This window comes from Pseudomonas sp. PME37.24/025 (assembly GCF_055556615.1).
In genome coordinates this window covers 259,808-279,660 of sequence record NZ_JBVHNK010000010.1, presented here as the reverse complement: position 1 = coordinate 279,660, position 19,853 = coordinate 259,808, and the positions used below count along the sequence as shown (strand labels likewise).

Genomic DNA, 19,853 nt, shown 5'->3' with positions numbered 1-19,853 from the left:
GGTTGATTATTTGTTATTACAGCGATATTATCTCGCGCCCTATTTCTTGGCTTCCGGGGCGTAGGTAGCTGTCAATTGGAGTCCCACTGAATGGCCCGTATTGCAGGCGTTAACATTCCAGATAACAAGCATACTGTTATCTCGCTGACCTACATCTATGGTGTTGGTCGCACTACTGCACAGAAGATTTGTGCAGTGACTGGGGTAAACCCAGCCGCAAAGATCAAAGATCTGAGCGACGAGCAGATTGAACAGCTGCGTGGCGAAGTGGCGAAGTTCACCACTGAAGGTGACCTGCGTCGCGAAATCAACATGAAAATCAAGCGTTTGATGGACCTCGGTTGCTATCGCGGTCTGCGTCATCGTCGTGGTCTTCCAGTGCGCGGTCAGCGTACCAAGACTAACGCGCGTACCCGTAAAGGTCCGCGTAAGCCGATCCGCAAGTAATCGCCCCAGCGAATCGACAGGAAATTAATCATGGCTAAACCTGCTGCTCGTCCTCGTAAAAAAGTTAAAAAGACAGTGGTTGATGGCATCGCCCACATCCATGCATCTTTTAACAACACAATCGTGACCATCACCGACCGTCAAGGCAACGCTCTTTCCTGGGCTACCTCCGGTGGTTCGGGTTTCCGCGGTTCCCGCAAGTCCACCCCGTTTGCTGCTCAAGTAGCTGCTGAACGTGCTGGTCAAGCTGCGCTGGAATACGGCCTGAAAAACCTCGACGTTAACGTCAAAGGTCCAGGTCCAGGTCGTGAATCTGCAGTCCGCGCTTTGAACGGCTGTGGCTACAAGATCGCCAGCATCACCGACGTGACGCCAATCCCGCACAACGGGTGCCGTCCGCCGAAGAAGCGCCGCGTGTAATCCAGGAGATTGTAAAGAATGGCTCGTTACATTGGTCCAAAATGCAAACTCGCTCGTCGCGAAGGCACCGATCTCTTTCTGAAGAGCGGCGTGCGCGCGATCGAATCGAAGTGCAACATCGAAGCAGCACCTGGTATCCACGGCCAACGCCGCGGTCGCCAGTCCGATTACGGCACCCAACTGCGTGAAAAGCAGAAGGTCCGTCGTATCTACGGCGTTCTCGAGCGTCAATTCAGCGGCTACTACAAAGAAGCTGCTGGCAAGAAAGGCGCAACTGGCGAAAACCTGTTGCAGCTGCTCGAATGCCGTCTGGACAACGTTGTATACCGTATGGGTTTTGGCTCTACTCGTGCCGAATCCCGTCAGCTGGTATCGCACAAGTCGATCAGCGTTAACGGTCAGACCGTAAACGTTCCGTCTTACCAGGTTCGTGCTGGTGACGTGGTCGCAGTTCGCGAGAAAGCAAAGAACCAACTTCGCATTGTCCAAGCTCTCGATCTGTGTGCCCAACGTGGCCGCGTAGAATGGGTAGAAGTAGACACTGAGAAGAAGTCGGGCGTTTTCAAGAACGTTCCTGCTCGCAGTGATCTGTCCGCCGACATCAACGAAAGCCTGATTGTCGAGCTCTACTCCAAGTAAGGGCTAGAAAATAGGTGCATCCATGCAGATTTCGGTAAATGAGTTCCTGACACCCCGCCATATTGATGTGCAGGTTGTCAGTCCAACCCGCGCCAAGATCACTCTCGAGCCTCTCGAGCGTGGTTTCGGCCACACCCTGGGCAACGCGCTGCGCCGCATCCTGTTGTCCTCAATGCCCGGCTGTGCAGTAGTCGAGGCCGAGATTGACGGTGTACTCCATGAGTACAGCGCCATCGAAGGCGTACAGGAAGACGTAATTGAAATCCTGTTGAACCTTAAAGGTCTGGCTATCAAGCTGCACGGTCGTGACGAAGTTACGCTGACCTTGTCGAAGAAGGGTTCGGGGGTGGTTACCGCTGCCGATATTCAGCTGGATCATGATGTCGAGATCGTTAATCCCGATCACGTAATCGCTAACCTGGCGTCTAACGGCGCCCTGAACATGAAGCTCACCGTAGCTCGTGGTCGTGGTTATGAACCGGCAGACTCGCGTCAGAGCGATGAAGACGAAAGCCGCAGCATCGGTCGCTTGCAGCTTGACTCTTCGTTCAGCCCGGTTCGCCGTATCGCATACGTGGTGGAAAACGCCCGTGTCGAACAGCGTACTAACCTGGACAAGCTGGTTATTGATCTGGAAACCAACGGTACCCTGGATCCTGAAGAGGCTATCCGCCGTGCTGCAACCATTCTGCAACAGCAGTTGGCTGCGTTCGTCGACCTCAAAGGTGACAGTGAGCCAGTGGTTGTTGAGCAGGAAGACGAGATCGATCCGATCCTGCTTCGCCCGGTTGACGATCTGGAACTGACTGTACGTTCGGCTAACTGCCTTAAGGCGGAAAACATCTACTACATCGGTGACCTGATTCAGCGTACCGAAGTAGAGCTGTTGAAGACTCCGAACCTTGGCAAGAAATCCTTGACTGAAATCAAGGACGTTCTGGCCTCCCGCGGTCTGTCCCTCGGCATGCGCCTCGACAACTGGCCGCCTGCAAGTCTTAAGAAGGACGACAAGGCGACTGCCTGATCGTCGTAATCACCGAACGTTGTGTTTGGTAAGGAATGAACCATGCGTCATCGTAAAAGTGGTCGTCACCTGAGCCGCACCAGCTCGCACCGCAAGGCCATGTTTCAAAACATGGCGGTGTCGCTGTTCGAGCACGAGCTGATCAAAACTACACTGCCAAAAGCCAAAGAACTGCGTCGCGTTGCTGAGCCGCTGATCACTTTGGCCAAGACAGACAGCCTGGCTAACCGCCGTCTGGCTTTCGACCGTACTCGTTCGAAAGCTATCGTTGGTAAGCTCTTCAACGACCTGGGCAAGCGTTACGCTACCCGTGAGGGTGGCTACCTGCGCATCCTCAAGTGCGGTTTCCGCGCTGGCGACAACGCGCCTATGGCGTATGTCGAGTTGGTTGATCGTGCTGTCGGCGGTGAAGCTGTATCCGCTGAGTAAGACGTCAGTCTGAAACAAGGAACCGGGCCTAGTGCCCGGTTTTTTGTGCGTGTAAGAAATGCACTGTTTGTACAAGCTTCCTTGCGGTTCATGCCTTCAGTATATGAGGGGGATTGTTGGTAGTATTTTTCTATTGATATCTGCAAATTAATGAATTTGTAGGTGTCATGATGGATGGTCAATACTCCCTCCCACGCCGATTAGCCGGCCGTATCAAGACTGACAAAGGATGAGATCGCATGAGCCAGAACAAAACGCTTACGACCGCCAGTGGCGCTCCTGTCGCCGACAACCAGAATTCCCGCTCCGCCGGCCCTCGTGGCCCTTTGCTGCTCGACGATTTCCACCTGATTGAGAAGCTTGCTCATTTCAACCGTGAAAACATCCCTGAGCGTCGTGTACACGCTAAAGGTTCGGGTGCCTACGGTACGTTCACCGTGACTCGCGATATCACTCAGTACACCAGTGCCAAGCTGTTTGAGTCTGTCGGCAAACAAACCCCGACATTCTTGCGATTCTCCACCGTGGGCGGCGAACGCGGTTCGGCCGACACCGAGCGTGATCCACGCGGTTTTGCCCTGAAGTTCTACACCGAAGAAGGCAACTGGGACATCGTCGGTAACAACACGCCAGTGTTTTTCATCCGTGATCCGCTGAAATTCCCTGACTTTATTCATACCCAGAAACGCCTGCCGCAGAGCAACCTGAAAAGTGCGCAGATGATGTGGGATTTCTGGTCACACTCGCCTGAGGCGTTGCACCAGGTCACCATTCTGTTTTCGGACCGCGGCATCCCTGATGGTTATCGTCACATGCACGGCTTTGGTAGCCACACCTACAGCCTGATCAACGCCAATGGCGAGCGTCACTGGGTGAAGTGGCACTACAAAACCAAACAAGGGATCAAGAACCTCGCCCCGGCAGACGCGGCTCGCCTGGCGGGTACCGATCCGGATTACGCACAACGTGATCTGTTCGGCGCCATTGAACGCGGTGATTTCCCGAAATGGAGTGTCAATATCCAGATCATGACCGAGGCCCAAGCCGAGGCTCATTACGAGAACCCGTTTGACGTGACCAAAACCTGGTCGCAGAAAGAATTCCCATTGATCGAAGTGGGCGAGCTTGAACTCAACCGTAATCCGTTGAACTACTTCGCTGAAGTCGAACAGGCGGCGTTCGGTCCGAGCAACATGGTTCCAGGTGTCGGTCTGTCGCCTGACCGCATGCTCCAAGGTCGTGTGTTCGCTTACGCTGATGCTCACCGGTACCGTGTGGGGACCAATCACCAGCAACTGCCGGTGAACGCGCCACGCAGTGCGGTCAATACTTACCAGCGCGATGGCTCCATGGCGTTTGGCGCCAATGGCGGTGCAGCACCGAACTACGAGCCGAACAGCTACGTAGAATCACCGAAACAGGCTCCGCGCTACTCGGAACCTGCTTTGGCCTTGAACGGCGCGGCTGATCGTTATGATCATCGCGAAGATACTGACTACTACAGCCATGCCGGTGCGCTGTTTCGCTTGATGAGTGACGAGCAGAAAAGCCTGCTGGTCAACAACATTGCTGGCGCAATGGCTGGTGTTTCCAGCGATGTGGTTGATCGTCAATTGCAGCATTTCTTCAAGGCCGACCCGGCGTACGGAGAAGCAATCGCAAAGGTACTCAACGTACAGCTTAACTAAGTCTAAACGATAAGCAGAACCGCCCTCATTTGGGCGGTTTTTGCGTTATTTAAACCGCTTTTCTCAGAGTATCTTCGCTTTTGTTGCGTCGGACGAGTGACCTTCCGATCAGGTTGGTTCAAACTGCAGACTTTCAAGCAGGGAGATGTAGGGCGATGCAAGGTCACCCAGACGTAATCGATTACCTCAACACGTTGCTGACAGGCGAACTGGCAGCCCGTGATCAATATTTCATCCATTCGCGGATGTACGAGGACTGGGGTTTCACCGAGCTCTACGAACGTATCAATCACGAGATGGAAGAAGAGGCGCAGCACGCTGATGCTCTGATGCGTCGGATCCTCATGCTCGAAGGCACCCCGCGTATGCGTCCGGACGATCTGGATGTCGGCACCACCGTGCCTGACATGCTCGCCGCTGACCTGCGTCTGGAATACAAAGTTCGTGCAGCTCTGTGCAAAGGCATCGAGCTTTGCGAGCTGCACAAGGATTACGTCAGCCGCGAGATTCTGCGCATTCAGCTGGCCGATACCGAAGAAGATCACACCTACTGGCTCGAGAAGCAGTTGGGTCTGATCAAACTGATTGGTCTGGAAAATTACCTGCAATCGCAGTTCTGATGCTGCTGTTCTGTAGGAACGCGACTTGCCGGCGAAGGCGTCCTTGAGATCGCTATCGCCAGCAAGCTTGGCTCCTACAGGACAGGCACAAAAAAGCCCCTGTCACTGGTGAAGTGACAGGGGCTTTTTCGTGGGCCTGAATCAGGCCCTGTCGCGAGCCAGCAGCGGTTTGAGATAGAAGCCAGTGTGAGACTGCTTCATCTCGGACACTTCCTCCGGTGTACCGACGGCAATGATCTGTCCGCCTTTGGAGCCACCTTCCGGCCCCAGGTCCACCAACCAGTCAGCTGTCTTGATCACGTCCAGGTTGTGCTCGATCACGACCACGGTATTGCCGTGGTCGCGCAGACGATGCAACACGTCGAGCAGTTGCTGGATATCCGCAAAGTGCAGTCCGGTGGTCGGCTCATCGAGGATGTACAGGGTCTTGCCGGTATCGCGCTTGGACAGCTCGCGGGACAGCTTCACCCGCTGGGCTTCACCACCGGACAGCGTCGTCGCCGATTGCCCCAGCTTGATGTACGAGAGGCCTACGTCCATCAGCGTCTGAAGCTTGCGCGCCAAGGCTGGAACGGCGTCGAAGAATACCCGGGCTTCCTCGATGGTCATCTCGAGGGTTTCGTGGATGCTCTTGCCCTTGTACTTGATCTCCAGCGTCTCGCGGTTGTAGCGCTTGCTCTTGCAGACGTCGCACGGGACATAGATGTCTGGCAGGAAGTGCATTTCCACCTTGATCAGGCCATCACCCTGACAGGCTTCGCAGCGTCCGCCCTTCACGTTGAAGGAGAAACGCCCCGGTCCGTAACCGCGGGATCGGGATTCCGGCACACCGGCGAACAACTCGCGAATCGGCGTGAACAGACCGGTGTAGGTCGCCGGGTTAGAGCGCGGAGTGCGACCGATCGGGCTCTGATCAATGTCGACGACCTTGTCCAGATGTTCCAGGCCTTTGATGCTGTCGTGAGCTGCAGCTTCCAGGGTCGTTGCGCCATTGAGTGCCGTAGCGCTCAAAGGAAACAGCGTATTGTTGATCAGCGTCGATTTGCCCGAGCCGGACACGCCGGTGACACAAGTCAGCAGGCCAATCGGAATCTCCAGGTCCACGTTGCGCAAATTGTTGCCGCGAGCGCCTTTGAGGGCCAACGACAACTTCTTGTTACGCGGCGTGCGTTTGGCTGGAACTGCGATCTTTACCCGGCCCGACAAGTACTTGCCGGTCAGCGAATCAGGGTGAGCCATGACCTCGGCCGGCGTGCCTTCGGCGACGATATGCCCGCCGTGCACACCCGCGCCCGGGCCGATATCCACCACATAATCGGCCAGACGAATCGCGTCTTCGTCGTGCTCGACCACGATCACTGTGTTGCCGATGTCGCGCAGGTGCTTGAGGGTGCCCAGCAACCGGTCGTTATCGCGCTGGTGCAGACCGATCGATGGCTCATCGAGAATGTACAGGACCCCCACCAGGCCGGCGCCAATTTGACTGGCCAGGCGAATCCGCTGGGCTTCGCCGCCGGACAGCGTGTCGGCACTGCGATCCAGTGACAGGTAGTCCAGGCCGACGTTGACCAGAAACTGCAGGCGCTCGCGGATTTCCTTGAGAATCTTGTCGGCGATCTCGCCACGGCGGCCGGTCAGTTTCAGCACGCCGAAATATTCACAGGCGTCGCCGATCGGCAGATTGGTCACCGCCGGCAAGGTCTTCTCGCCAACCCACACGTGCCGCGCCTCGCGACGCAGACGGGTGCCGCGGCAATCCGGGCAGGGTTGGGTGCTGAGGAACTTGGCCAGTTCTTCACGGACCGAAGCCGATTCGGTTTCGCGGTAACGGCGTTCCAGGTTCGGCACGATGCCTTCGAACGGGTGCGAACGTTTGACGATGTCGCCACGGTCGTTCAGGTATTTGAAGTCGACGTTCTGCAAGCCACTGCCATGCAGGATGAACTTTTGCTGATCGGCCGGCAGGTCGTTGAACGGCACTTCAAGGCTGAACTTGTAGTGCGAGGCCAGTGATCCGAGCATCTGAAAGTAATAGACGTTACGCCGGTCCCAGCCGCGAATCGCGCCTTCGGCCAGCGTCAGCTCGCCATTCACCAATCGCTTGATGTCGAAAAATTGCTTAACACCCAAGCCATCGCAGGTCGGGCAAGCACCGGCCGGGTTGTTGAAGGAGAACAGCTTGGGTTCCAGCTCGCTGATGGCGTGGCCGCAGATCGGGCAGGCAAAGCGCGCGGAGAAGATGATTTCTTCGCCGGGCTCGTCGTCCATCGGTGCGACCAGTGCAATGCCGTCCGCCAGTTTCAACGCAGTCTCGAACGACTCAGCCAGACGCTGTTGAAGATCGGCGCGGACCTTGAAGCGGTCGACCACGACATCGATCGAGTGCTTCTTCTGTTTATCCAGCTTCGGCAACTCGTCCAGCTCACAGAGCCGGCCGTTGACCCGGGCCCGCACAAAACCCTGAGCGCGCAGTTCTTCGAAGACTGAGAGGTGCTCGCCTTTGCGCTCGCGGATCACCGGGGCCAGCAGCATTAACTTGCTGCCCTCCGGTTGTGCCAGCACCAGGTCGACCATCTGGCTGACGGTCTGGGCTTCCAGCGGAATGTCGTGGTCCGGGCAGCGAGGAATACCAACGCGAGCGTAGAGCAGGCGCAGGTAATCGTAGATTTCGGTGATGGTGCCGACCGTCGAGCGCGGGTTGTGCGAGGTCGACTTCTGTTCGATGGAGATCGCTGGCGACAGACCTTCAATGGTGTCGACGTCGGGTTTTTCCATCATCGACAGGAACTGCCGGGCGTAGGCTGACAGTGATTCGACATAGCGGCGTTGGCCTTCGGCGTACAGCGTGTCGAAGGCCAGGGACGACTTGCCGGATCCGGACAGGCCGGTGATAACGATCAGTTTGTCCCGTGGCAGGGTCAGGTCGATGTTCTTCAGGTTGTGGGTTCGGGCCCCACGAATCAGGATCTTGTCCAAAGTGGCCTCGCTCGGCGGGCGTCGAAAACGTAGGAGTATACGGCCAAATACTGGATGGATGCACACTATCGAATGAGGGCGTTGCAGTCATACATGAAAGCTGCGCGTCAAACCGTCGCGATGTACCCCGTCAATCGATGGGACTGGTAGAATCGCCGCCGGTTCACATGAGGTTTTTCCATGCACGATCCCCACAGCGAACGCATGAGTGGCAGTGAGACCCGCGCAGCAAGCGGTCTGGCCCTGGTGTTCGCCTTCCGTATGCTTGGCATGTTCATGGTGTTGCCGGTTCTGGCGACCTATGGGATGGACCTGGCAGGAGCGACCCCGGCCCTCATCGGGTTGGCGATTGGCGCTTATGGCCTGACCCAGGCGATCTTTCAGATTCCTTTTGGCTTCATTTCCGACCGCATCGGTCGACGTCCGGTGATTTATCTGGGGCTGATCATCTTCGCCTTGGGGAGTGTGCTGGCGGCCAATGCTGATTCGATCTGGGGCGTCATCGCCGGACGCATCCTACAGGGCGCCGGGGCGATTTCCGCGGCGGTCATGGCGTTGCTGTCAGACCTGACTCGGGAACAGCATCGGACCAAAGCCATGGCCATGATCGGCATGACGATTGGTCTGTCGTTCGCTGTCGCCATGGTGGTAGGACCATTGCTGACTCGTGTCTTTGGCCTGTCCGGGTTGTTCTTCGCCACCGGTGGCATGGCGCTGGTCGGCATCGTCATCGTGATGTTCATGGTGCCGCGCGCAACCGGGCCGTTGCAGCACCGCGAGTCGGGCGTCGCGCGTCAGGCGCTGATACCGACACTCAAACATCCGGACCTGCTGCGCCTGGACCTGGGCATTTTTGTGTTGCACGCGATGTTGATGTCGAGCTTCGTTGCATTGCCCTTGGCCCTGGTCGAAAAAGCCGGGCTGCCCAAAGAGCAGCACTGGTGGGTGTACCTGACCGCGCTGCTGATCTCCTTCTTCGCCATGATCCCGTTCATCATCTACGGCGAGAAGAAACGCAAAATGAAACGAGTTTTATTGGGCGCAGTGCTGACGCTGATGCTCACTGAGCTATTCTTTTGGCAGTTCGGCGATAGCTTGCGGGCTCTGGTGATTGGTACGGTGGTGTTCTTCACCGCGTTCAATCTGCTGGAAGCCTCCTTGCCATCGCTGATAAGCAAGGTTTCACCAGCAGGCGGCAAAGGCACGGCAATGGGGGTTTATTCCACCAGCCAATTCCTTGGTTCGGCACTGGGCGGGATCCTCGGCGGCTGGATGTTCCAGCACGGCGGTTTGTCGGTTGTATTCCTCGGATGCGCCGGCCTGGCTGCCCTCTGGCTGGCCTTTGCTGTTACCATGCGCGAACCACCTTACGTCACGAGCCTGCGCTTGCCGTTGTCGCCCGAGGCGATCCGCGAAGCGGGTCTGGTCGAGCGCCTGAAGGCCGTCGTAGGGGTAACAGATGCGGTGATCGTTGCTGATGAAGCGGCGATTTACATCAAATTGGACACAGAACTATTGGATCGCACCACCCTTGAGCGCCTGGTGAACAACCCGGCCGAGGCAGCGTGCGTAGCCTAGGAGAACGTTATGGCCCGTGGGGTTAACAAAGTCATATTGGTCGGCACTTGCGGCCAGGATCCCGAAGTTCGCTACTTGCCTAACGGTAACGCCGTGACCAACCTGAGTCTGGCGACCAGCGAACAGTGGACCGACAAGCAAACCGGTCAGAAGGTCGAGAAGACCGAATGGCACCGTGTGTCGATGTTCGGCAAAGTTGCCGAAATTGCCGGTGAATACCTGCGTAAAGGTTCGCAGGTGTACATCGAAGGCAAGCTGCAGACTCGCGAGTGGGAAAAAGACGGTATCAAGCGTTACACCACTGAAATCGTGGTCGACATGCAAGGCACCATGCAACTGCTGGGCGGCCGTCCGCAACAGGGCGACCAACAAGGCGGGGGCAATAACTACCAGCAGTCCGCCCCGGCCCCACGCCAACAGGCTCCGCGCCCGCAGCAGTCGGCACCGCAACAGTCGCGTCCGGCTCCACAGCAGCAGGCCGCTCCTCAGCCGGCTCCGGATTTCGACAGCTTTGATGACGATATCCCGTTCTAAAAAGCGGCTATCCAGTCAGTAACAAAAAAGCGAAGCCATCTGGCTTCGCTTTTTTGTGGGCGCTGTTAACTGAATAAAGTGGTCACATTGGCCCGTGCCGAGTGCAGTTTCTTGTAGCTATCGATCAACCGCAGGTGCCTGTCGAGCCCCTCCAGTTTCATGCTGGTCGGCGTCAAGCCATGGAAGCGCACGCTGCCGTCCACCGATCCGATCGCTGCATCCATCCGTTCGTTGCCAAACATCCGGCGGAAATTGGCCTCGTAGTCTTCCAGTTCCAGATCTTCGTCCAGCTTCATCTCCAGCACCACATTGACGGCCTGGTAGAACAAGCCACGCTCAACCGTGTTGTCGTTGTACTGCAGGAACATTTCCACCGCCTCTTTCGCCTCTTCAAATTGCTGCAAGGCGAGATAAATCAGCAGCTTCAACTCCAGGATCGTCAGCTGACCCCAAGCCGTATTGTCGTCAAATTCGATGCCAATCAAGGAGGTGATGTCGGTGTAGTCGTCCAGCTCACTTTCCACCAGGCGCTCAACCAGCGCTTGCAGTTCGTCTTCGTCCAGGCGATGCAGGTTGAGGATATCGGCGCGGAAAAACAGCGCTTTGTTGGTGTTATCCCAGATCAGATCGTCTGTCGGATAAATTTCCGAATAGTCCGGCACCAGGATGCGGCAGGCCTTCGCGCCGATGTGCTCGTAGACGGCCATGTACACTTGCTTGCCCATGCCTTCGAGAATGCCGAACAAGGTCGCGGCTTCCTCGGCATTCGAGTTCTCACCCTGGCCAGAGAAGTCCCACTCCACGAATTCGTAATCCGATTTGGCACTGAAGAAGCGCCACGACACCACGCCGCTGGAGTCGATGAAGTGCTCGACGAAATTGTTCGGCTCGGTTACTGCGTGACCTTCAAAAGTCGGCTGCGGCAGATCGTTGAGGCCTTCGAAGCTGCGGCCCTGCAGCAATTCGGTCAGGCTGCGTTCCAGCGCCACTTCCAGGCTCGGATGCGCGCCGAACGAGGCAAACACACCGCCGGTACGAGGGTTCATCAAAGTGACGCACATCACCGGGAATTCACCGCCCAAGGACGCATCTTTAACCAGCACGGGGAAACCTTGCTCTTCCAGCGCCTTGATCCCGGCCAGAATCCCGGGGTACTTCGCCAGCACTTCGGTCGGCACATCCGGTAGTGCAAATTCACCTTCGATGATTTCGCGTTTTACCGCGCGTTCGAATATCTCCGACAGGCACTGCACCTGGGCTTCGGCCAGCGTGTTACCGGCGCTCATGCCGTTGCTGAGGAACAGGTTTTCGACCAGGTTGGACGGGAAATACACCACCTCGCCATCCGACTGGCGCACGTACGGCAGCGAGCAGATGCCGCGCTCTTCATTGCCGGAGTTGGTGTCGATCAGATGGGAGCCGCGCAGCTCGCCGTCACGGTTGTAAATCTTCAGGCAGTATTCGTCGAGAATTTCAGTCGGCAGCTCATCTTTACGGCCAGGCTTGAACCAGCGTTCGTCCGGGTAGTGCACAAACGCTGCGTTGGCGATGTCTTCGCCCCAGAACTGGTCGTTGTAGAAGAAGTTGCAATTGAGTCGCTCGATAAACTCGCCCAGCGCCGACGCCAGCGCGCCTTCTTTGGTCGCGCCCTTGCCGTTGGTAAAGCACATCGGCGAGTGCGCATCGCGGATATGCAGCGACCACACATTCGGCACGATATTGCGCCACGAAGCGATTTCAATCTTCATGCCCAGGTCCGCCAGAATGGCCGACATGTTGGCGATGGTTTGCTCCAGCGGCAGATCCTTGCCCGCGATATAGGTGCCCGTCCCGGAATTCGAAGCGGGCATCAATAACGCCTGGGCATCGGCGTCGAGGTTTTCCACCTCTTCGATCACAAACTCAGGCCCGGCTTGTACCACTTTTTTCACGGTGCAACGGTCGATGGAGCGCAGGATGCCTTGGCGGTCCTTGTCGGAGATATCCGCCGGCAACTCGACCTGGATCTTGAAAATCTGGTTGTAGCGGTTTTCCGGATCAACAATGTTGTTCTGCGACAGGCGGATGTTATCCGTGGGAATACTGCGAGTGTCGCAGTACAACTTCACGAAATAAGCCGCACACAACGCCGACGAAGCCAGGAAATAGTCGAATGGACCAGGTGCCGAGCCATCGCCCTTATAGCGGATAGGTTGATCGGCCACCACCGTGAAGTCATCGAACTTGGCTTCAAGCCGAAGGTTGTCGAGAAAGTTGACCTTGATTTCCATGGGGGGATTACCAGAATAACGGGCTAGACGATTTGGCCGCCATTATCCGGTATTTCAGCCGTAAGTCTTGCGGGCATCTTATTTATGTCCATACCGGCGATGGATGGGTCAGTCGAGTATCAGGTGCGGCAAGAAACGGCTCGAATCCTTGGTGATCAAGCTGTTGTCTTCTCGCACGCCAATACCGGCCGCCTGATCGCCGATCACCCAAGAGCCAACCAGCGTAAAGCTGTCGCCAAACTTCGGCAGTGGGGCGAACTCCTGAAGGATAAAAGGTGCGTCGGTGTAGGGGCCGTCCTCTTTCACGATCAGACCCTCAGCCGTTTGCAGTTCGATGTTGGCACCTTCCCGGGAGAAGAATGGTTTGCGCACCCAACCCTTAGGCACTGCTTTGCTTGGGTCGACATCCAGGTGCGCCGCGAGCAGGTTCGGGTGACCTTTGTTGAACTCCCACAGCAGCGGCAGGATGCCCTTGTTGGAAATGATCGATTTCCAGGCCGGCTCGAAAAACTGTGTGTCGCTCTGAGCAATCGCTGCACCGAAGGGCTCGTGGAAGATAAATTCCCAGGCATGCAGCTTGAACAGGTGAGGAATCCAGCGATCTTCTAAATCGACGAAACGTCCTTCGTTGGTGAGGCCGATGTCCTCGATATCGATGTGTCGCGATTCGATGCCGACCTTTTCCGCGATCAGGCGCAAGTAGTCGGTGGTGCCTTTGTCTTCGACCGAGTCTTTCATCGAGGCGAAATAGAAGGGATGTTTGAGCTGCAGCTGGGCAAAGGCCTGATGCAGCTTGGTGTCGATGCTGTTGAACTGGTCGGCATGTTTGGGCAGCAAGCCGCGTTCGATGCATTGCTCCAGCCAGCCCCACTGAAACGCGGCAGCCTCATACAGGCTGGTCGGCGTGTCGTAGTTGAGTTCCAGCAACTTGGCCGGCCCGCTGCCGTTGTAGGAGAAATCCATGCGCCCATACAGGTGCGGGTGGCCTTCGAGCCATGAAGTGCGAACCATGTCGAAGAAGGGCGCGGGAATGCTCAGGCGCTCCAGCAGCTCCTCGCTCTGAACCACGCGGGCCACCATGTCCATGCACATTTCATGAAGCTCGGTGGTCGGGTCTTCGAGATCGTTCTCGATCTGTTTGAGCGTGAACTGGTAATACGCGCTCTCGTCCCAATAGGGTTCGTCGTCGATGGTATGGAACAAAAAGCCGAGACTTTCGGCGGTCTGTTTCCAGTCATGACGCTCGGCGCAAAGGATTTTCTTCATGGCCCTGTTTCCTTAACTGCTCGAACCGCCAAAACTCTTGCTTGATCCACCCCAACCACTGCGTGCACTGGCCTGGCTGCCGAAGCCGCCGCGAGAGGTGGCCGAGGCAACAGACGCCGCCTTGCTGCGGGTGATGGTGTCGCTATAGCTGCTGGTGCCGTACCGCACCTGATTGGACCTGTTGAAGGTCGAGCCCGTCGAGACCCTCTGGCTGAGTGTCGAGGACGAGTAGCTGCCGCGATCATCGCGATAGCGGTAGACCGGTTCGGAGTAGTAACTGTTGCGGTTGTTACTGAGCATATTGCCGATCAGCAGGCCGGTCAGCAGGCTGCTGCCAGAGAAGCCCGACCCTGCGGCGCTCGCTTCCGACGCGGGCAGTTTGGCCTTGGCCGCGTCCACTTCGGCTTGTGTCACCTCGCCATCGGCGTTCAGTTCGAAACCGCCGAGTTTGGGGATGAACTTGCCGGCGGAGTCCTGCTGGCACCAGTCGGCAACAAAGTCGGCGTCACAATCAGCCTGGCTGTCGTACACCGGCGCAATGCGGCGATGCTCGGCCATGGCCTTCATGTAGGCGTCAGAACAGATATCGACCGGGAGCTTTTCATCCGCGCACTGCTGAACGGACTGGAAGTTGTATTTTTTGTGTATCTCGTAGGTTTTTTCCGTTGGCCCGCAGCCTGAGATCGCCATGGCGACCGACGCGGCCAGGGAGAGCTGAACGTACTTGCTTCGTTTCATCGGGATCTCCGTGGCGCAATCAGTTCTGGGAAGGGGTCATGCACGCGGCGTTCAACATGCCGACGCTGATGGCCACTGCCGCGACATAGATACCCGCAGCGATTTCGCCCTTTTTAATGCGTTCAGAGACGCCTTTGAGCACCAGGCTGGTCATCAGGAACGCCAGCAGTTGTACGAAAGCGGCGATCACTGCCCAGACGACGAAATCCAGAAGGCTGATCGAGTAGGCAATCACATTGCTGGCCGGAATGGCGAAGCCGATGATGGCGCCACTCAGCGCGATCGCGGCCGCAACGTTGCCCGAACGGATCAGTTCGAACTCTTTGTGCGGCGTGATTCGGGTGTAGATGAACTGGAACAGCGCGAACAGCACGGCGGCGCCGAGGATGTACGAAACAAACCCGAGCACAGCGGCTTTATTCAGGGAGATGGAGAGCGCTTCAAGCATGGACTTCTTCCTTTTTAAAAAGTGTTCAGGTCAGTGGTGTACAGCGAAATGCCCAGCGAAGTGCTCAAGCTGATGGTGCCTTCGGCGTCCTCCTCGACGGAAAACAGCAGGAATTCCCGGCGATCGGTCAGGCCGGTTTCGCGGGCGTACAGCATCGAACGGTGCTCGATTCTGTAGGACTCATCCGGGTTTTTCAGGTGTTCGCTCAGTGCAACCAGTTCTGTCTGGCCGTTCTCGGTGCCCCATTCGCGGGTGTATTCGACACCGTTGTGGGTGTAGGTCGGCAGGCCGATCAGGCTTTGAGGACCGGCCAGCCGACGCAGCTCCGATTCACTGTTGATGGTGACGTAACTGAGGTAATTGAACAGGATCACCGATTCGACCTGTCCGGCGATATCGCCGGTGGTGTGCACTTGCAGCCAATAGTCTTCGTCGTTCATGTAATAGCGTGACAGCCAGTTCGACTGCCCGAGATCAACAGTGCCAGCACTCCAGATCTGTTGGGAGCCAGGGATGACCACGGTGGTGTTGCCGTCGAGCAACAATTTCAGGGTGGTGTCGAACATCACCTCTTTGCCCAATGCCAGGCCCAGCGGACCGATGGCGGGCAGGGTTTCGTTGGCTGTCCATTTCGATTCCGTAGTCGCTTTCGGGGCCTCAAGCCCCATCAACTGTTTAAACCATCCCATTGGTGATTTCCTTGAGGCGAGTGGAGGCGATGTAGAAGAGTTCGCCGCCCTCAACGCGAGTGGCGCCGGGCGGGTTGATCGAAGGCTGTCGGGCGCCTTTGGCGCGGTAGCCGATAAGGGTAGCGTTGTGGCGCTCTTTCATCTGTGCGTACAGATCGCCGAACGTTGCTTCAAAGGTCTCAGGCAGTCTCATCAGGTATTGGGTGGCGCCTTGACCCACGCACAGCAATTCATTGATGACCACAGACGAGCCCGGATCCTGAGAGGCGCGCACCAACATCTCGATGGCCATGCTTGAGGTGCATTCCAGGCTGGGCGCGTAGGCGCTGGCGAGCGCAGCGATTTCACTTTCATTGAAGTGGGCGACCACATGCCCGACAGGGCTCAGTTGATTGACCGCCAGCACGGTGGCCAGGGTCAGATCGTCTGAGTGGGTTCGCACCAGAACGCGTTCGGCACCGGGAACGCCGGCCCGCAGCAAAAGCGCAGCAGAGGACAGGCTTTCACCTTTGATAAAGTCCGCTTTGCCCGGCATAGGGTTTTCTTCGAGGTCGCAATCGCAAATGACGATCAGGTTGTCATTGGAGGTTTCGTCCTGCAGCAATAATTCAATGACCCGCTCGCTGGACGCGCCTTCCCAGCCGATGAGAACGGTATGGCCGACCTTGCCGGTGAAATCGCCTTTGCCCTTCATGCCTTTTCTCCATACATCGATGACACTGCTGGTGGTTTTGCCGATGGCTGCCGTCAGCAGCGCTATGCCCCCGAGCATGACCCAGGTAGCCACGAAAATTCGTCCCGCCGATGTCTGTGGCGCGAGATCGCCATAGCCGACGGTGAGCGTGGTGGTGAGATAGAAGTAGGTAAACGTGGCGGGGGCGGTGAGGTGTTGTTCGCCCAGAAGCACCAGGCCGATATAGGCCGTGCTCAGGTGTATGCCCAGCGCAATGGCCAGGCCTGCCCAGCCGAACCGATGGAAGAAGGACGCGGCGTAAGTACGCAATAAAAGGAAAATCGACATTACATCCCTGACTCCATGGGGGCTCATTCCTGGCGACGTAATCGCTCTGGCGTCTGAGTGCTCAAATGCGGTTACCGGGCGGCATTAAACCTGCTGTGCGGCGTAGATAACAGTACCTTGGCTGCAATAAATCCGGCGATCGCACCAAAGATGTGCCCTTCGAAGGACATGCCCTGGCGAGGAAAGAAGCCAAAAATCAGGCCGCCATAGAGCAGGACCACGACACTGGCCGTTATCAGGTTGCTCCAGCTCCTCTGGAACCAGGCGCGCGACAGGAGGTACGCCCATAGCCCGAATACCCATCCGCTGGCACCGATGTGTACGCCTGCAAAACCGAACAGCCAGACCAGCGTACCGCCCAGCAGAATAATGATGGCGCTGACGGCGATGAACCGGCTGAGCCCTTCGACAATGACCAGGGTACCCAGGATCAAAAACGCAATCAGGTTGGTGCTCAGGTGCGCAAAGGACCCGTGCAAGAAAGGCGAGGTGATGATGCCGACCAGTCCCTGCAGTGTTCTCGGCACCAGTCCGAAGGCAATAAGGCTGTAGCCGGTCGCAACATTGAGCAGTTGCAGCGCGACCATGAAGAGGGCCACGCCTGCGATTGTCTTGAAACCCTTCAGGGCATCCATCCTTGACCTCGACTCAACTGAAAGAAGGGCAATCCATGTGGGAGCGGGCTTGCTCGCGAAAGCGGTGGGTCAGGTAACATTGATGTCGACTGACACTCCCTCTTCGCGAGCAAGCCCGCTCCCACAGGTTCCGCGGCTTGGCGAATTACTCAGCCGATTTTTTCTTCAGGCGTTCCAGAATCGCATTGGCGCTGCCTTCGTTCGGCGTGATGCCGGCTTCGCGCAGCTTGCGCTCCAGGTCGGTGCCGGTCGACGCATCGGCCAGTTGGTCCTGAGCTTCCAGTTCAGCGGCGCGTTGTTGCTGCTTGGCTTGCAGGCGGTTCAGAGTACCGACGGCAGTTTCCAGCTTGCCGTTGGCGCCGCCACTGGCGATCGAAGCACTGACCTGGGCTTTCTGTACGCTTTCACGCGCCTTGGCCATGTCCACTTGCTGACGCAGGCTTTTGATGCGGCTTTCAGCCTTGGTGATGTCTTTGCGCATGTTGTCCGCGTAACCGCCGAATTCGGTGGCCTGCTTTTGCTCGACATCCAGTTCATTGGTCAGGGTCGAAATGGCTTCGGCCACTTCCAGTGCCAGGTCTTCGCGGCTGGCCTGGATCGCGGCCAGGGCCTTGGATTCCAGGTCCTTGATCTTGGCGTTGTACTCGCTGACGCGATCAGCCGACAGTTTGTGCTTGGCCATGATGGTAACCAGCTCACGCTTGGCGTTGGCCAGCGCGCTGTCAGCATCACGAATTTCCTGGTCGAGGATGCGCAGGGCCTGTTGGTCGACGATCGATTCGCCGACTTCGTTGGCACCGCCACGCAGCGCGGTGAACAATTTGCTCCAGATGGACTGAGTCATTGGATATTTCCTGTTCCCGAAAAATTAGATGAAGAAACGTTCAAAGGCTTCGCTGGCGCGCTGGACGTTGTCGACGAGGGTTTTGACCTCGGTCACGACGTTGGTCAGGCTGGAGTCGGAGCTCAGAGCGCCGAACATGTTGTAAACGATCTGCCCGTTGGGCATGGACTCGATACCGATCGAAGACAGCGGGAACATTTCCCGGCTGCGCAGCACGGCATCATTGAATGCCGGTACGTCGTTGATGGACTCGAGATCGACCAGGACGGTATCGACGATGACCTGATCGCCAACCACGGCGATGTAAATCGGCAAGCCACCGAAATCGTTCATTTCCAGCTTGATGCTGGACTCGGAGCCTTGAACGAGGGAGAGGGTGATGTCGTTCGAAACCACTTCGTCGAGGGCCTGAAGGGCGCTGTAGAGGCGATCGATGTTCCAGTTATTACCTGCGCTCATGTAATTCTCCGACATGAATGAGCCAGCCAGAATCGGTTGGCGTAGCTGTTTCTCCATCTGCTTGAGCAGGCTTCGGTTTTCGGGAAGCACCCAAGTCTCGTGTTTCACATACCCGGCGGCACCCAGGCCCGCGCGCATCTGCTTCATGTAGAAGCTAGATGGTTTTTTTGCGGACGGTTTCGAGCGCTCTCCCTTTTGGCTCGATGAATCGGTAACAGATCCGGCAGGCGGATCTGATGGAGAGCTGCTTTTCATGATGCTGACCCCGTTGTGAAAAACTCACGCGTGAGAAACACTACAGGCAATTTTTGCGGACCTCAATAGCTCACGCGTGAGATTTTTTCGACTGTTGCACAGGTGTATGACAGAAGAAGGTCCATCACTCAATGCCAGTCAGTTAAGCGCAATCCTGTGGGAGCGGGCTTGCCCGCGATAGCGATGCAACAGTCAACAAAGATGTTGGATGTGATGGCCTCATCGCGGGCAAGCCCGCTCCCACAGGTTCCTCACTTAACCAGCCAGAAAGTCGTCAGTGGACACCACGTTTGCATAGGCAAAACCCAGGGCCGCCATGAAGGCGGCATGAACGTGGGCGGCCGGGACGGTGATGCCGTTGAATTCCAGGTCACGGGTGGCACAGGCGTCGTGAATCACCGTGACGGTGTAGCCCAGGTCGGCAGCGGCGCGGGTAATGCCGTCGATGCACATGTGGCTCATGCTGCCGACCACCACCAGGTTCTCGATGCCTTGCTGGTCGAGGATGGCCTCCAGTTCGGTCTCGCGGAACGAGTTGACGAAATGTTTGAGCACCACCGGCTCGTCGGCGCGGTTGAGGACTTTGGGGTGCAGCTTCGCGCCTTCGGAGCCCGGAGTGAAGAACGGTGCGGCGTCGGAGGTGAATTCGTGGCGGATGTGCACCACCGGATCGCCGGTCTCGCGAAACGCCTGAATCAACCGTGCAGCGTTGTCAGCTGCGGCATCGGCGCCCACCAGCGGCCACTTGCCCTGGGGGAAGTAGTCGTTCTGGATATCGACTACGATGAGTGCTTGCTTGGCCATGGGTGTTTCCTCGAAGTGTGTGTTGGGTGTGGAATCAAGTATTGGGTTTCGCGGGCTGTGCGAGGATTG

The 19,853-nt window shown here is 57.1% G+C and carries 20 protein-coding genes; 9 read left to right on the top strand and 11 right to left on the bottom strand.

Going from position 1 to position 19,853, the window contains the following annotated elements; translation table 11 throughout:
* Window positions 1-90: 90 nt before the first annotated feature.
* From rpsM to bfr, 7 genes are all read left to right on the top strand, one after another.
* Window positions 91-447 (top strand): 30S ribosomal protein S13, encoded by a 357-nt coding sequence (gene rpsM, locus ACZ3HH_RS19765; protein WP_003186020.1) that lies wholly within the window; start codon window positions 91-93, stop codon window positions 445-447.
* A gap of 30 nt (window positions 448-477) precedes the next feature.
* Complete coding sequence (gene rpsK, locus ACZ3HH_RS19760) at window positions 478-867, top strand: 30S ribosomal protein S11 (RefSeq protein ID WP_002555466.1); 390 nt, start codon at window positions 478-480, stop codon at window positions 865-867.
* Window positions 868-885: 18 nt separating this feature from the next.
* On the top strand, window positions 886-1,506 hold the full coding sequence (rpsD, locus tag ACZ3HH_RS19755; protein WP_003176404.1) for a 30S ribosomal protein S4: 621 nt from the start codon (window positions 886-888) through the stop codon (window positions 1,504-1,506).
* Between the two features lie 22 nt (window positions 1,507-1,528).
* A complete protein-coding gene (locus tag ACZ3HH_RS19750) occupies window positions 1,529-2,530 on the top strand; it encodes a DNA-directed RNA polymerase subunit alpha (RefSeq protein WP_003186012.1) in 1,002 nt (333 codons plus the stop codon).
* A gap of 42 nt (window positions 2,531-2,572) precedes the next feature.
* Window positions 2,573-2,959, top strand: a complete 387-nt coding sequence (rplQ, locus tag ACZ3HH_RS19745) for a 50S ribosomal protein L17 (RefSeq protein ID WP_007924175.1) — start codon at window positions 2,573-2,575, stop codon at window positions 2,957-2,959.
* Between the two features lie 239 nt (window positions 2,960-3,198).
* Entirely contained in the window at window positions 3,199-4,647 is a 1,449-nt protein-coding gene (locus ACZ3HH_RS19740) for a catalase (protein ID WP_465806924.1), read from the top strand.
* A gap of 155 nt (window positions 4,648-4,802) precedes the next feature.
* Window positions 4,803-5,267, top strand: coding sequence for a bacterioferritin (bfr, locus tag ACZ3HH_RS19735; RefSeq protein WP_123359019.1), 465 nt, complete (start codon window positions 4,803-4,805; stop codon window positions 5,265-5,267).
* A gap of 141 nt (window positions 5,268-5,408) precedes the next feature.
* Here the strand turns inward: bfr and uvrA are convergent, their stop codons facing one another.
* Window positions 5,409-8,243: an excinuclease ABC subunit UvrA gene (uvrA, locus tag ACZ3HH_RS19730; RefSeq protein WP_465806921.1), complete on the bottom strand. Its 2,835-nt coding sequence runs from the start codon at window positions 8,241-8,243 to the stop codon at window positions 5,409-5,411.
* A 180-nt stretch (window positions 8,244-8,423) separates the two neighbouring features.
* Between uvrA and ACZ3HH_RS19725 the strand changes: the two genes are divergently transcribed.
* Window positions 8,424-9,821 carry an MFS transporter gene (locus ACZ3HH_RS19725; RefSeq protein ID WP_465806919.1) on the top strand — a complete coding sequence of 466 codons (1,398 nt, stop codon included), beginning with the start codon at window positions 8,424-8,426 and terminating at the stop codon, window positions 9,819-9,821.
* 9 nt (window positions 9,822-9,830) lie between these two features.
* Entirely contained in the window at window positions 9,831-10,355 is a 525-nt protein-coding gene (locus ACZ3HH_RS19720) for a single-stranded DNA-binding protein (protein ID WP_007896798.1), read from the top strand.
* Between the two features lie 65 nt (window positions 10,356-10,420).
* Here the strand turns inward: ACZ3HH_RS19720 and ACZ3HH_RS19715 are convergent, their stop codons facing one another.
* From ACZ3HH_RS19715 to ACZ3HH_RS19670, 10 genes are all read right to left on the bottom strand, one after another.
* Window positions 10,421-12,625 (bottom strand): OsmC domain/YcaO domain-containing protein, encoded by a 2,205-nt coding sequence (locus tag ACZ3HH_RS19715; protein WP_465806916.1) that lies wholly within the window; start codon window positions 12,623-12,625, stop codon window positions 10,421-10,423.
* Window positions 12,626-12,733: 108 nt separating this feature from the next.
* Entirely contained in the window at window positions 12,734-13,891 is a 1,158-nt protein-coding gene (locus tag ACZ3HH_RS19710) for a glutathionylspermidine synthase family protein (RefSeq protein ID WP_465806914.1), read from the bottom strand.
* Between the two features lie 12 nt (window positions 13,892-13,903).
* A complete protein-coding gene (locus tag ACZ3HH_RS19705) occupies window positions 13,904-14,629 on the bottom strand; it encodes a DUF1190 domain-containing protein (RefSeq protein ID WP_465806912.1) in 726 nt (241 codons plus the stop codon).
* Between the two features lie 19 nt (window positions 14,630-14,648).
* A complete protein-coding gene (locus tag ACZ3HH_RS19700; RefSeq protein ID WP_465806910.1) occupies window positions 14,649-15,077 on the bottom strand; it encodes a DUF350 domain-containing protein in 429 nt (142 codons plus the stop codon).
* Between the two features lie 14 nt (window positions 15,078-15,091).
* Window positions 15,092-15,766, bottom strand: a complete 675-nt coding sequence (locus ACZ3HH_RS19695) for a DUF2491 family protein (protein ID WP_465806908.1) — start codon at window positions 15,764-15,766, stop codon at window positions 15,092-15,094.
* Entirely contained in the window at window positions 15,753-16,787 is a 1,035-nt protein-coding gene (locus ACZ3HH_RS19690; protein ID WP_465806907.1) for an ion channel, read from the bottom strand. The genes ACZ3HH_RS19695 and ACZ3HH_RS19690 overlap by 14 nt, the downstream gene beginning before the upstream one ends.
* Before the next feature lie 71 nt (window positions 16,788-16,858).
* A complete protein-coding gene (locus tag ACZ3HH_RS19685; protein ID WP_465806905.1) occupies window positions 16,859-17,422 on the bottom strand; it encodes a rhomboid family intramembrane serine protease in 564 nt (187 codons plus the stop codon).
* Between the two features lie 145 nt (window positions 17,423-17,567).
* Window positions 17,568-18,266, bottom strand: coding sequence for a PspA/IM30 family protein (locus ACZ3HH_RS19680; protein WP_465806903.1), 699 nt, complete (start codon window positions 18,264-18,266; stop codon window positions 17,568-17,570).
* 24 nt (window positions 18,267-18,290) lie between these two features.
* Window positions 18,291-18,872, bottom strand: a complete 582-nt coding sequence (locus ACZ3HH_RS19675) for a YjfI family protein (protein ID WP_465806901.1) — start codon at window positions 18,870-18,872, stop codon at window positions 18,291-18,293.
* A 363-nt stretch (window positions 18,873-19,235) separates the two neighbouring features.
* Complete coding sequence (locus ACZ3HH_RS19670) at window positions 19,236-19,784, bottom strand: cysteine hydrolase family protein (RefSeq protein ID WP_465806899.1); 549 nt, start codon at window positions 19,782-19,784, stop codon at window positions 19,236-19,238.
* Window positions 19,785-19,853 lie beyond the last annotated feature (69 nt).